This window comes from Mycoavidus sp. B2-EB (assembly GCF_014218255.1).
Classification (GTDB): Bacteria; Pseudomonadota; Gammaproteobacteria; order Burkholderiales; family Burkholderiaceae; genus Mycoavidus.
The window spans coordinates 1,535,418-1,548,346 of the sequence record NZ_AP021872.1 but is presented as its reverse complement, the minus strand read 5'-3'; the positions used below and the strand labels follow the sequence as shown (position 1 = coordinate 1,548,346).

Here is a 12,929-nt window from a genome sequence, read left to right as displayed (position 1 = left end):
AGGCAAAAATATTTTTTATGTTGTCCTCTACGCTTTATCAGTCGGCACTCTCTTCGCTCAGTCTATTAAACCGCGGCAAAGTCCGCGACAATTATGCGCTAGGCAAAGATAAGTTGCTGATTATTACGACCGATCGCATCTCTGCGTTTGATGTGATACTGAATGAACCCATTCCTGGTAAAGGCTGGGTTCTTAATCAGATGTCAAATTTCTGGTTTGCGCGCTTTGCGCATCACGTGCCCAACCATTTAACCGGGATTGCGCCTGAAACCGTGGTTGCTCCTGATGAGCTTGAACAGGTTAAAGGTCGCGCAGTGGTGGTTAAGCGGTTAACGCCCATTTTGGTTGAAGCTGTGGTGCGTGGTTACCTAGCGGGTAGTGGTTGGAAAGATTATCAAGCCACCGGAGCGGTATGTGGCATTGCTCTACCCGCTGGCCTGAAAAATGCGCAACAATTGCCGCAGCCGATTTTTACGCCAGCGGCCAAAGCTAATCTTGGTGAGCATGACGAAAATATTTCTTTTGCTGCGGTTGAAGCATTAATTGGGCCGGCATTGGCGGCGCAAATCCGGGATCTTAGCTTACTGCTTTACCGTGAAGCAGCGGAATACGCGGCAACCCGCGGGATTATTATTGCTGATACTAAATTTGAATTTGGCTTAGATGAGAACGGGGTTTTGCACCTGATGGACGAGGTCTTGACGGCGGACTCATCGCGCTTTTGGCCGGCTGACCAATATCAGGTGGGTGAAAATCCCCCATCGTTTGATAAGCAGTTTGTGCGTGATTGGCTCGAGACGCAATCTTGGTCAAAGACTCCACCTGCCCCTACATTGCCAGCCGCTGTGATCGAAAAAACAGCAGCAAAATATCACGAAGCGCTTGAGCGTTTAATGGGCGAAATTTAACCAGCTAATGTAAGGCTAAGCAGATGGAAAATGACCAGCGACAGAAGCCATTGATAGGCGTGGTAATGGGCTCCGCCTCGGACTGGGAAGTCATGCGGCATGCGGTGCACATTTTAAAAGAGTTTGGGGTGCATTATGAAGCTCAAGTTCTTTCTGCCCACCGTATGCCTGACGAGATGCTAGCTTATGCGCAGAATGCGCGCGCGCGCTCACTGGTGGCAATTATTGCTGGTGCTGGAGGCGCGGCGCATTTGCCGGGTATGCTCGCCGCAAAAACCACGGTACCGGTATTGGGCGTGCCGGTGCCAAGTCAATATCTGAGAGGGGTTGATTCGCTCCATTCCATTGTGCAAATGCCAAAGGGCGTGCCGGTGGCAACTTTCTCGATCGGCGAAGCAGGTGCTGCCAATGCCGCTTTATTTGCCATCGCGCTATTGGCTAATGTTTCTGCTGAATATGCTCACAAACTTGAACTGTTCCGCCAGCAACAACATGATGCTGCGTGTGCTGCAACTCTGCCTAATCTCTAATTCTAATGTTTGCTCCTAGCTTTCCAATTTTGCCTGGCGCGTGGCTTGGCATACTGGGTGGCGGCCAGCTTGGCCGCATGTTTTGTTTTGCGGCCCAAACCATGGGTTACCGGGTAGCCGTGCTGGACCCGAATCCAGCGAGTCCAGCAGGCGTAGTAGCGGACCGTCATTTCTGCGCAGCTTACGAGGATGAGGCCGTGTTGGCTGAATTTGCTCAGCTATGCGCAGCGGTTTCAACTGAGTTTGAAAACGTGCCAGCGGTAAGCCTTGAGTACCTAGCGCGCACAATCTATGTTAGCCCGGCGAGTCACTGTGTTGCGATTGCGCAAGATCGGATTGCAGAAAAGCGTTTTATGGAAAGCTGTGGGGTTGCGGTTGCGCCTCATCTCATCATAGAGTCGGCAGATAAGCTTACGCAGTTTAGCCAGCAACAGCTCAATTCAGTTCTACCGGGTATTTTAAAAACCGCCCGCCTTGGCTATGATGGCAAGGGCCAAATTAAGGTGGCGAGCGTAGCCGAACTACAGCATGCTTATGCTGAGCTTGGTGAGGTGGCTTGTGTGCTTGAGAAACAGGTGCCGATTGCGTATGAAGTCTCTATATTGATTGCGCGCAGCGTAAAGGGTGCAACTGCTGTTTACCCACTGGTACGCAATACGCATCAGCATGGCATTTTGATGCAAACGGTTGCCCCGGCGCCGAATGTGCCGCCAGCACGGGCTGATGCTGCAACTCGCACGGCCTTGGCGTTTGCCGAGCAGTTGCGCTATGTGGGGGTTCTTTGTGTTGAATTCTTTGTGCTGGAAGATGGCTCATTATTAGCCAATGAGATGGCTCCACGCCCACACAACTCGGGTCATTACACGGTAGATGCTTGCGCTACCAGCCAATTTGAGCAGCAAGTACGAGCCATGACAGGGCTGCCATTGGGTGACACACGACAGCATTCGGCGGCGGTTATGCTAAACCTGCTAGGAGATCTTTGGTTTGCTGGAGGGGCGCATCAGCAAACGCCGCCATGGCATGATGTGATTGGATTGCCAGCGGCACGGCTCCATCTCTACGCAAAAGAGGACGCACGTCCAGCCCGTAAAATGGGGCATTTAACGCTTACTGCGGCAACCTTGGACGAAGCTGCTGCTGCTGCGTGTGAAAGTGCGCGGCTGTTACAGATGATACCAACTAAAGCGGGTGGGCAATATCCGTTTGATTAGCACCTGCGGTATGATTTATTTTCTGGCATAAGCGCGGTGATTGTATTGTCAGAAAGCTTTGTGACTAGCCTTTCTGTAGGCCTCCTTCAATTAAATATTGTGCAACAGGCATAATGTCTATATGAATGCCTCCCGGTAATGATGTTCGGTGTTAAGCATCAATTGGACAAACTGCTTATCCATTTCATGCCTTTCTTTTGCCAGATAATCATCTCTGAAATAATCTTCGAACTCAATACATAATATCCGACCCTTCGGCAGCTCGGCCGCGAGTTGGCTCGTGCGCATATACGGTGTTTGCGCATCGGCTGTTGTTGTGGGGGCAGAAGAACCAGATGAATGGAGAACGTTCACGTCCGGATCTGTGAGCTCGGGTGCTCGACCTCCGACTTTGGGTTACCCTCAAGTCCGACGACGTTTGAGAAAGATTGGCTTGCCCGTCAGATCACGCTGGCAGCATAATCCGTTCGGATAAGGGATATGCTAAACGGGGACAAGGTCAGTATTTTAATTTGATGATAGCGTATCTCAATAGTGACTGCGGTTTTTATTTCGGCTAGATATAGTTTACTTCGTACTAGAAGCTTTAATACTCGAAAACTCTTTGTATATTGCTCGACAGGATTTTCTGTTGCTTGCTGCAAAACTCTAACTATTTTCTACAATGCGAGAAAAATATGCATTCACTTTGTAAGCCGTCGCCTTCTCTGCCAGGGCTAATTCCTAGTGTCACACAGGCTTCCTCTGAAAATTCGATTGATCAAAATAGACAAAATCAGCTTTGGGTTGCAGATGTATTACCTAGGAAGCAATTACTGTCACAAGAAAATTTACCGCGTGCAACATCATTACCTGCAGCTAACGGTCAAGCTATGTCAGCGATAGCGCGCTGTCCGCCTGAAGTGTGGGGAAACGTATTCAAGTACGTAGACGCAAAAGGTATTAAAAGTGTACGTAGGAGCTCCAAAGAGATGGATAGTATGGCCAGTCCAGAGCTGAGATTGATTACTTTGGATAGTGATAGCCCAAAAGATTTTGCAGAGGTAATGGTTTTACTCAAAAAAACGAGATGGAGAGCCAAACTCATTCTAGAAAATACTGCATGTACAAATGAAAATTTGAAAAACTTACCTACAGACATAAGGTATTTGAAACTCAGATTTCAGCGCGAAGCGCTCGATCCTAAGGTTATTGAGGCACTACCTGATTTGGAAAAATTGGAGTCTTTGGATCTAAGCGGCTCTCGGCGTTCTGGGGAGGTGATTGCCGCGCTTCTCAAGAAGACGCCCAATGTAAAAACGTTAAATTTAAGCAGGTGTAAGGCTATCGATCTTGAAGCCCTTAAGGCACTACCTGCTTTGGAAAAGTTGGAGTCTTTGGATCTAAGAGGCTCTAGGCTTTCTGGGGAGGCGCTTGCCGCGCTTCTCAAGAAGACGCCTAATGTAAAAACGTTGGATTTAAGCGGGTGTAAGACTATCGATCTTGAAGCTCTTAAGGCACTACCGGTTTTTGAAAAATTGGAGTCTTTGGATCTAAGCGGCTCGAAGTTTTCTGAAGCGGCGATTGTCGCGCTTCTCAATAAGACACCTAATGTAAAAACGTTAAATTTAAGCGGGTGTAAGGCTATCGATCTTGAAGCGCTTAAGGTACTACCTGCTTTGGAAAGGTTGGAGTCTTTGGATCTAAGTGACTCGGAGTTTTCTGAAGAGGCGATTGCTGCGCTTCTCAATAAGACGCCTAATGTAAAAAGGTTAGATTTAAGCGAATGTAATGGCATCGATCTTGAAGCCCTTAAGGCACTACCGGTTTTTGAGAAATTGGAATCTTTGGAGCTAAGAGACTCGGAGTTTTCTGAAGCGGCGATTGTCGCGTTTCTCAATAAGACGCCTAATGTAAAAACGTTAGATTTAAGCGGGTGTAAGGCTATCGATCTTGAAGCCCTTAAGGCACTACCGGTTTTTGAAAAATTGGAATCTTTGGATCTAAGCAGCTCCGGGCTTTCTAAAGCAGCTATTGTCGCGTTTCTCAAGAAGACGCCTAATGTAAAAAGGTTAGATTTAAACGAGTCCGAAGACATCGATCTTGAAGCCTTTAAGGCACTACCGGTTTTTGAAAAATTGGAATTTTTAAATCTAAGCAGCTCCGGGCTTTCTAAAGCAGCTATTGTCGCGTTTCTCAATAAGACACCTAATGTAAAAACGTTAAATTTAAGCTATTGTAATGACATCGATCTTGAACCCCTTAAGGCACTACCGGTTTTTGAAAAATTGGAATCTTTGGGTCTAAGCAACTCGAAGTTTTCTGAAGCGACGATTGTCGCGTTTCTCAAGAAGACGCCTAATGTAAAAACGTTAGATTTACGCGGGTGTAAGGCTATCGATCTTGAAGCCCTTAAGGCACTACCGGTTTTTGAAAAATTGGAATTTTTAAATCTAAGCAGCTCCGGGCTTTCTAAAGCAGCTATTGTCGCGTTTCTCAATAAGACACCTAATGTAAAAACGTTAAATTTAAGCTATTGTAATGACATCGATCTTGAGGCGCTTAAGGCACTACCGGTTTTTGAAGAATTGGAATCTTTGGATCTAAGCGACTCGGAGTTTTCTGAAGCGGCTATTGTCGCGTTTCTCAATAAGACGCCTAATGTAAAAACGTTAAATTTAAGCTATTGTAATGACATCGATCTTGAGGCGCTTAAGGCACTACCGGTTTTTGAAGAATTGGAATCTTTGGATCTAAGCGACTCGGAGTTTTCTGAAGCGGCTATTGTCGCGTTTCTCAATAAGACGCCTAATGTAAAAACGTTAAATTTAAGCTATTGTAATGACATCGATCTTGAGGCGCTTAAGGCACTACCTGTTTTGGAAAAATTGGAATCTTTGGATCTAAGCAACTCGGAGTTTTCTGAAGCGGCTATTATAGCGTTTCTCAATAAGACATCTAATTTAAAAACGTTAGATTTAAGCGGGTGTAATGGCATCGATCTTGAAGCCCTTAAGGCATTACCCGCTTTAAAAAAAATGGAATCTCTTCGGCTTAGATTGGTCGCTCTATAACCAGAGACTAGATCACACCTGGGTTACTCAACTTATCTGATTCCTGAAATTATGCAGGGAACGGTATTGCAATGCGCTATGAGGGTGTTGATCATTTTGTAATGCTCAAATGCAATGGCCAAGTTGTTCGCTGCGGCTACGGCATCCGGTTTTGGCATGAGGAGCGATGTAATCGCGCTTCATGGTCTTTACAAAGTCTCTGCCCCGCCATTACTTTGAGAGCTACAAATTTAAGTGAATGACTGTGTCCGGTTATTTAAGGGGCCAATCCACGATGATAGCGTATCTCAATAGTGACTGCGGTTTTTATTTCGGCTAGATATAGTTTACTTCGCACTAGAAGCTTTAATACTCGAAAACTCTTTGTATATTGCTCGACAGGATTTTCTGTTGCTTGCTGCAAAACTCTAACTATTTTCTACAATGCGAGAAAAATATGCATTCACTTTGTAAACTGTCGCCTTCTCTGCCAGGGCTAATTCCTAGTGTCACACAGGCTTCCTCTGAAAATTCGATTGATCAAAATAGACAAAATCAGCTTTGGGTTGCAGATGTATTACCTAGGAAGCAATTACTGCCACAAGAAAATTTACCGCGTGCAACATCATTACCTGCAGCTAACGGTCAAGCTATGTCAGCGATAGCGCGCTGTCCGCCTGAAGTGTGGGGAAACGTATTCAAGTACGTAGACGCAAAAGGTATTAAAAGTGTACGTAGGAGCTCCAAAGAGATGGATAGTATGGCCAGTCCAGAGCTGAGATTGATTACTTTGGATAGTGATAGCCCAAAAGATTTTGCAGAGGTAATGGTTTTACTCAAAAAAACGAGATGGAGAGCCAAACTCGTTCTAGGAAATACTGCATGTACAAATGAAAATTTGAAAAACTTACCTACAGACATAAGGTATTTGAAACTCAGATTTCGGCGCGGAGCGCTCGATCCTAAGGTTATTGAGGCACTACCTGATTTGGAAAAATTGGAGTCTTTGGATCTAAGCGGCTCTCGGCTTTCTGGGGAGGTGATTGCCGTGCTTCTCAAGAAGACGCCTAATGTAAAAAGGTTAGATTTAAGCGAGTATCATGCTATCGATCTCGAAGCCCTTAAGGCACTACCTGCTTTTGAAAAACTGGAGTCTTTGGATCTAAAATACTCGAAGTTTTCTGGGGAGGTGATTGCCGTGCTTCTCAATAAGACGCCTAATGTAAAAAGGTTAGATTTAAGCGAGTGTAATGGCATCGATCTTGAAGCCCTTAAGGCACTACCTGCTTTTGAAAAATTGGAGTCTTTGGAGCTAAGAGACTCGAAGTTTTCTGCAGCGGCGATTGTCGCATTTCTCAATAAGACACCTAATGTAAAAACGTTAAATTTACGCGGGTGTAAGGCTATCGATCTTGAAGCCCTTAAGGCACTACCTGCTTTTGAAAAACTGGAGTCTTTGGAGCTAAGAGCCTCTTGGCTTTCTGGGGAGGCGATTGCTGCGCTTCTCAAGAAGACGCCTAATGTAAAAAGGTTAGATTTAAGCGAGTGTCATGCTATCGATCTTGAAGCCCTTAAGGCACTACCTGCTTTTGAAAAATTGGAGTCTTTGGATCTAAGGGCCTCTCGGCTTTCTGGGGAGGCGCTTGCCGCGCTTCTCAATAAGACGCCTAATGTAAAAAGGTTAGATTTAAGCGAGTGTAATGGCATCGATCTTGAAGCCCTTAAGGCACTACCTGCTTTTGAAAAATTGGAGTCTTTGGATCTAAGGGCCTCTCGGCTTTCTGGGGAGGCGCTTGCCGCGCTTCTCAATAAGACGCCTAATGTAAAAAGGTTAGATTTAAGCGAGTGTCATGCTATCGATCTTGAAGCCCCTAAGGCACTACCGGTTTTTGAAAAATTGGAGTCTTTGGATCTAAGGGCCTCTCAGCTTTCTGGGGAGGCGCTTGCCGCGCTTCTCAATAAGACGCCTAATGTAAAAAGGTTAGATTTAAGCGAGTGTAATGGCATCGATCTTGAAGCCCTTAAGGCACTACCTGCTTTTGAAAAATTGGAGTCTTTGGAGCTAAGAGACTCGGGGTTTTCTGCAGCGGCGCTTGCCGCGCTTCTCAATAAGACGCCTAATGTAAAAACGTTAAATTTACGCGGGTGTAAGGCTATCGATCTTGAAGCCCTTAAGGCACTACCTGCTTTTGAAAAATTGGAGTCTTTGGAGCTAAGAGACTCGGGGTTTTCTGCAGCGGCGCTTGCCGCGCTTCTCAATAAGACGCCTAATGTAAAAACGTTAAATTTACGCAAGTATCATGCTATCGATCTTAAAGCCCTTAAGGCACTACCTGCTTTTGAAAAATTGGAATCTTTGGATCTAAGCGACTCGGAGTTTTCTGAAGCGGCTATTGTAGCGCTTCTCAATAAGATACCTAATGTAAAAACGTTAGATTTAAGCTATTGTAATGGCACCGATCTTGAGGCGCTTAAGGCACTACCGGTTTTTGAAAAATTGGAGTCTTTGGATCTAAAATACTCGAGGCTTTCTGGGGAGGTGATTGCCGCGCTTCTCAATAAGACGCCTAATGTAAAAAGGTTAGATTTAAGCGAGTGTAATGGCATCGATCTTGAAGCCCTTAAGGCATTACCTGCTTTTGAAAAATTGGAATCTTTGGATCTAAAATACTCGAAGTTTTCTGCAGCGGCGATTGTCGCGTTTCTCAATAAGACGCCTAATATAAAAAGGTTAGATTTAAGCGAGTATCATGCTATCGATCTCGAAGCCCTTAAGGCACTACCTGCTTTTGAAAAATTGGAGTCTTTGGATCTAAGAGACTCGGGGTTTTCTGGAGAGGCGATTGCCGCGCTTCTCAATAAGACGCCTAATGTAAAAAGGTTAGATTTAAGCGGGTGTAATGGCATCGATCTTGAAGTCGATAAAGCATTATCCGCTTTAAAAAATTGGAATCGGTCGCTCTATAACCAGAGACTAGATCACACCTGGATTACTCAACTTATCTGATTCCTGAAATTATGCCGGGAACGGTATTGCAATGCGCTATGAGGGTGTTGATCATTTTGTAATGCTCAAATGCAATGGCCAAGTTGTTCGCTGCGGCTACGGCATCCGGTTTTGGCATGAGGAGTGATGTAATCGCGCTTCATGGTTTTTACAAAGTCTCTGCCACGCCATTACTTTGAGAGCTACAAATTTAAGTGAATGATTGTGTCTGGTTATTTAAGGGGCCAAGCCAGCGGGTCAACCATTAAAAAGGCCAAACCTTGTTATAGCTGAATACCAATAAATAGCCGGCCCCATATCCAATTTTAATGCGCTTGTTCTAGCGTAAGTAAGGCCTGCTTGAGATGCAGCCCCCCTGCATAGCCCGTCAAACTGCCATTTGCTCCAATCACTCGATGGCAGGGGATGATCACAGCAATCTGGTTTGCGCCATTGGCCGCGCCTACCGCACGTGCCGCTGTTGGGCAGTCTAGGATACGGGCCAGCTCGCCATAACTCAGAGTTGTGCCGTACGGAATAGCGGTGAGTTGTTGCCAAACGCGCAGCTGGAAAGCCGTGCCTAATGGCGCGAGCGGCAAGTCGAATTGTGCTCGTTGACCTAAGAAATATTCCTCAATTTGCTGTTGGACAAAGGCTGTTTTAGCATTTTGCCATTCGACATTCATCCCCTGCAACAAACGACGCGCGGCCTGGGTTTCTCCGGCGAATGCCAGTCGCGCTAAAGCGCCTTCGGTGGTAACGATAGCCGTCATTTGCCCTAGTGGAGTGGAAAATTTTCCGCCAAAATAATGTGTTTGAGATTGCATGGTATCGCTCCTTAGGCTTGTGTTGCTACACTGGCCCAAACATGGCAGGTAGCGAGGCTGCGATGTGGGGCGAAAGGGGCCATTAGAGCAGTCATCTGTTCTAGGCTTGGCCTCAGTGGCAATTGATATAGGCGTTGTAGTCCTATCGCCAATCCGCTGTCGCCAGCCGGCATGCAGTCGGCTAACCCTAAACCGCGCATTAAAGTGTAATGCGTGGTCCATGGTCCCAGACCGCGTACACTGCGTAAGGTGCGTTCCGCGACTTGAGCCGAGCCTTGCGCTAAGCGCTCTAATGGCAATTGCCCGGAGCAGATGGTTTGCGCAGCATGAATCAAATATTCTGCTTTAGAGCGTGAATAACGTAACGCGGTTAATTCAGAGGGATCCATCGCAGCAATGCGTTCGGGTGATGGATGAGTATATTGACCGCCTGTGCCAGCTGGGTCACCGGCGTGTTTGATCAGGGCGCGCCGTAGTTGTACCGCAAAAGCTAGATTAATTTGTTGGCCGATGATGGCCCATGTGAGCGCCTCAAAAGCGCCTGGCGCTAGAGGAATGCGTAGACCACGGTGATTTGCAACGAGCGTTCGCACATATTCTTGTTTATTGGCTCTTGCCTCAAAACTGGCGTTGTCACTATATAAACCTAACATGCGCATAGCGATAACATGTGCGTTAACCATCGTTTGCGGCGCAGGTGCGCCATCATATTCAACCTCACACCAAGCACCTGACGTTTGCAAGGTGAGCTTGAGCTTCACCAATAGGCGGTTGAGTCTGAGTGGAATAGAGATCTGTTGACCACAGACGTGTTCAAAGATGCCCTCGCGATCTCGTCCATGGTAACAGAGCGCATCAAGTGCCCGAAAATCTGCCGGGAGTTGCAATAAGAAACTCTTTGACTCGCGTAAAGCCCGATAGGCGCCTGGCGTCATTGCGGTCGTGGCCAGAAACTGCCGATGGAAGGTGGCCTCGCTCTCAAAACCGGCTTCATGAGCTAGATCGATCACCCGCTCATTTGAATCAATTAAACGTTGGCAAGCGAAAGAGACTTGTTCTTGGCGCAATAACGCCGCCGGGGTTAGATGGGCATGAGTGCGGATGAGATCCGCTAAATTTGTGATGCCAATGCCTGCGGTTGCGGCGAGACTATTCACATCCTTAAATGCGCTAGGCTCAGCGCGTAGGCGTTCAATTAAGCCTTCATAGAGGGCCTCATCCCAACGCTTGCCGCGCGCAAAAAGATCTGGGCGACATCGTTTGCAGGCGCGCAAGCCGGCAGCAATTGCTTCAGCTTCACTAGCAAAGAAGCGTACATTGTCAAATTTAGGTTTGCGCGCAGGGCATGATGGCAAACAGTAAATGCCGGTGGTCAGCACGCCAGTGAAAAACCGCCCATCATACGTTTGGTCTTTGGCAACGCTCCGCTCGTACATGGTTTGTTTACTTAATTTCATTATGCTGTTCCAGTTTTCTGCTGAAGGTCGATTTTTCAACTGCCACGACTTAAAAACGAACGTGCTGTACATCTATTAGACTGCTGGTTTAGGCGTTGCTTGGTTTTCATTTAGAGCAACCGTCATTTTGTAGTAAATTGATCACTAACAGCTTACTTTGGTTAAATCTGGCCCACCTCTCACAGACACCGCTGGAAGTAAAATTCATGGTATTGTGGGCTAACGAGTGCTTTTTCTATGTGCCATACTGTGTTAACCGTTTTTTTTAATTTTGTTTGCCGATTTAGGTTAGGAGGTTTCGTCCATGCACGATAACTTCTTGTCCAAGTTCATCTTGTCTGATTCAGGGGGTAGCCCACCTACAGCTTTGCCCGTTGACGGAAGCGGCATTGCGCATGCAGCTCACGTGCTTGAAAGAGGGGAGTTGCTTGCGTTTCCAACTGAAACTGTCTATGGCCTTGGCGCGGATGCAGAGAACCCAGCGGCAATTGCGCGGATTTATGCAGCTAAAGGCCGACCTTTGAATCATCCGGTGATTGTGCATCTTGCTCCCAATGCAGATCTTGCTTACTGGGTCAGTGGAGCGCTTCCGTCGAGCGCGCGGGCGTTGATTGATGCATTTTGGCCTGGGCCGCTGACCCTGATTCTCTTACGTGCTGCCCATATTCCAGATGCGGTAAGCGGTGGTCAGTCTTCAATTGGGCTGCGCTGTCCGGCGCATCCGGTGGCGCAGGCGTTGTTATGCGCTTTTCGCGGGCCAGGCGGCAAACGTGAGCGTGGGCAAGGAGGGGTGGCAGCGCCGTCCGCTAATCGCTTTGGCCGCGTTAGTCCAACGCGCGCCCAACATGTCTACGATGAATTCGGAGCCACTGTACCCATCCTGGATGGTGGGGCATGCGCAGTCGGGATTGAATCGACCATTTTAGATGTATCGCGGGGGTTTCCAGCGCTGTTGCGCCCCGGGGGCATTAGCGCCGAGCAGCTCGCTGAAGTGTTGGGGGAAATGCCGCAATTGCCTATGCAGCTCAATGCAGTACCGGCAGAAGAAGAAAAAGAAGCGTTGCCTGCAAAGAGTGGCGAGAGCGCACCACGCGTTTCGGGTACGCTACGTGCGCACTATGCGCCGCGTATCCCGCTCGCTTTACTCACGGCAGATGAAATCATGCAAGCGCTGAGAGTGCGCACTCAAGGCCAACCGGTTGTGGTGATTGCGCGCGCGCCTTTGGCTGAGCGGTGCGCAACACCGTGGGCACAATGCGCCGAAGTGCGTATTATTCTTGCGCCAGAAGAACCCCGTACGTATGCACGTAAGCTCTATAATCTGCTGCGCGAACTGGAAAATACGGATGCTAAGCGTATCTTGATCGAAAAACTACCGGCTGCAGCAGAGTGGGCTGCGCTCAATGACCGTTTGAGTCGGGCTGCCGCAGCGTTTGACTTGACGCAATAACGTTTCTCGCTGGTGTGAGAAACGCGATCAGAAAAATGTTTAAGGTTAAGCGTTCCATAAAAAAGTGATGCGCGCTTCGCCTTTGCCGGCCACTTTAATCGGCTGGGTTTGTTCATTTTCTTGATAACGCACCCGTACAATATACTCGCCTGAGGGCAAGTTCACCAACATATAAGGGCCGCGCGAATCAGCTTGTAGTACTTCGCCGCCATGTTGATCTGTAATATAAACGCGCACTCCAGTTAAATAGTCGCGATTTGGGCTGCTAAAGCTGAGTAATAGGGGCCAACGTTTGACTACATTGAGTATCGCTTTTGACTCATTTGGCCCAACCCCGCCTGAAATAAAGATGACCTTGCCTTGACTTTGGGGTTGTGGCAGGCCGGAGGAACTATCATGGCTGGGTTGAGCCTGAGCACTATAGCCTCCTAAGCAAATGCTGAGTGCGGCGATCAGGGTAATGGCAGGACTCCAGTTGGATCTTGCGTGATAAGTAGGCTTGATTGGCATGAGAAATATTATATG

Annotated in this window: 9 protein-coding genes and 2 pseudogenes; 6 read left to right on the top strand and 5 right to left on the bottom strand. The window is 47.5% G+C overall.

Features of this window, described 5'->3' with window-relative positions:
- The first annotated feature begins 17 nt into the window (after nt 1-17).
- The 4 genes from MPB2EB_RS06840 (at nt 18) to MPB2EB_RS06825 (ending at nt 5,705) form a co-directional block, all read left to right on the top strand.
- The gene (locus MPB2EB_RS06840; RefSeq protein ID WP_185181587.1) at nt 18-908 is read left to right on the top strand and encodes a phosphoribosylaminoimidazolesuccinocarboxamide synthase; all 891 of its coding nucleotides are present in this window, start codon (nt 18-20) and stop codon (nt 906-908) included.
- A gap of 23 nt (nt 909-931) precedes the next feature.
- A complete protein-coding gene (gene purE, locus MPB2EB_RS06835; RefSeq protein ID WP_185181586.1) occupies nt 932-1,438 on the top strand; it encodes a 5-(carboxyamino)imidazole ribonucleotide mutase in 507 nt (168 codons plus the stop codon).
- A gap of 5 nt (nt 1,439-1,443) precedes the next feature.
- On the top strand, nt 1,444-2,652 hold the full coding sequence (locus MPB2EB_RS06830; protein WP_185181585.1) for a 5-(carboxyamino)imidazole ribonucleotide synthase: 1,209 nt from the start codon (nt 1,444-1,446) through the stop codon (nt 2,650-2,652).
- 1,148 nt (nt 2,653-3,800) lie between these two features.
- Complete coding sequence (locus MPB2EB_RS06825; protein ID WP_185181584.1) at nt 3,801-5,705, top strand: hypothetical protein; 1,905 nt, start codon at nt 3,801-3,803, stop codon at nt 5,703-5,705.
- A 27-nt stretch (nt 5,706-5,732) separates the two neighbouring features.
- Here MPB2EB_RS06825 and MPB2EB_RS06820 read toward each other — a convergent pair.
- A pseudogene (locus MPB2EB_RS06820) lies at nt 5,733-5,935 on the bottom strand (integrase core domain-containing protein); the annotation flags it as partial.
- Between the two features lie 677 nt (nt 5,936-6,612).
- Here MPB2EB_RS06820 and MPB2EB_RS06815 point away from each other — a divergent pair.
- Nucleotides 6,613-8,691 (top strand): hypothetical protein, encoded by a 2,079-nt coding sequence (locus MPB2EB_RS06815; RefSeq protein WP_185181583.1) that lies wholly within the window; start codon nt 6,613-6,615, stop codon nt 8,689-8,691.
- Here MPB2EB_RS06815 and MPB2EB_RS06810 read toward each other — a convergent pair.
- From MPB2EB_RS06810 to MPB2EB_RS06800, 3 genes and pseudogenes are all read right to left on the bottom strand, one after another.
- Nucleotides 8,679-8,881: pseudogene (locus MPB2EB_RS06810) on the bottom strand (integrase core domain-containing protein); the annotation flags it as partial. The gene MPB2EB_RS06815 and the pseudogene MPB2EB_RS06810 sit on opposite strands and share 13 nt — an antisense overlap.
- Before the next feature lie 115 nt (nt 8,882-8,996).
- Nucleotides 8,997-9,497, bottom strand: coding sequence for a methylated-DNA--[protein]-cysteine S-methyltransferase (locus MPB2EB_RS06805; protein WP_185181582.1), 501 nt, complete (start codon nt 9,495-9,497; stop codon nt 8,997-8,999).
- An 11-nt stretch (nt 9,498-9,508) separates the two neighbouring features.
- Nucleotides 9,509-10,954, bottom strand: a complete 1,446-nt coding sequence (locus MPB2EB_RS06800) for a DNA-3-methyladenine glycosylase 2 family protein (protein ID WP_185181581.1) — start codon at nt 10,952-10,954, stop codon at nt 9,509-9,511.
- Between the two features lie 304 nt (nt 10,955-11,258).
- On the opposite strand from MPB2EB_RS06800, the gene MPB2EB_RS06795 reads away from it, so the two are divergent.
- Nucleotides 11,259-12,404, top strand: coding sequence for an L-threonylcarbamoyladenylate synthase (locus MPB2EB_RS06795; protein WP_185181580.1), 1,146 nt, complete (start codon nt 11,259-11,261; stop codon nt 12,402-12,404).
- A 45-nt stretch (nt 12,405-12,449) separates the two neighbouring features.
- Here MPB2EB_RS06795 and MPB2EB_RS06790 read toward each other — a convergent pair whose 3' ends face one another.
- On the bottom strand, nt 12,450-12,914 hold the full coding sequence (locus tag MPB2EB_RS06790; RefSeq protein ID WP_185181579.1) for a carboxypeptidase-like regulatory domain-containing protein: 465 nt from the start codon (nt 12,912-12,914) through the stop codon (nt 12,450-12,452).
- Nucleotides 12,915-12,929 lie beyond the last annotated feature (15 nt).

Excerpts from the sequence above, each read along its gene's own strand:
- MPB2EB_RS06830 (WP_185181585.1), top strand. The coding sequence starts at position 1,444 with ATGTTTGCTCCTAGCTTTCCAATTTTGCCTGGCGCGTGGCTTGGCATA.
- MPB2EB_RS06800 (WP_185181581.1), bottom strand. The coding sequence starts at position 10,954 with ATGAAATTAAGTAAACAAACCATGTACGAGCGGAGCGTTGCCAAAGAC.
- MPB2EB_RS06790 (WP_185181579.1), bottom strand. The coding sequence starts at position 12,914 with ATGCCAATCAAGCCTACTTATCACGCAAGATCCAACTGGAGTCCTGCC.
- MPB2EB_RS06795 (WP_185181580.1), top strand. The coding sequence starts at position 11,259 with ATGCACGATAACTTCTTGTCCAAGTTCATCTTGTCTGATTCAGGGGGT.
- MPB2EB_RS06840 (WP_185181587.1), top strand. The coding sequence starts at position 18 with ATGTTGTCCTCTACGCTTTATCAGTCGGCACTCTCTTCGCTCAGTCTA.
- purE (WP_185181586.1), top strand. The coding sequence starts at position 932 with ATGGAAAATGACCAGCGACAGAAGCCATTGATAGGCGTGGTAATGGGC.
- MPB2EB_RS06805 (WP_185181582.1), bottom strand. The coding sequence starts at position 9,497 with ATGCAATCTCAAACACATTATTTTGGCGGAAAATTTTCCACTCCACTA.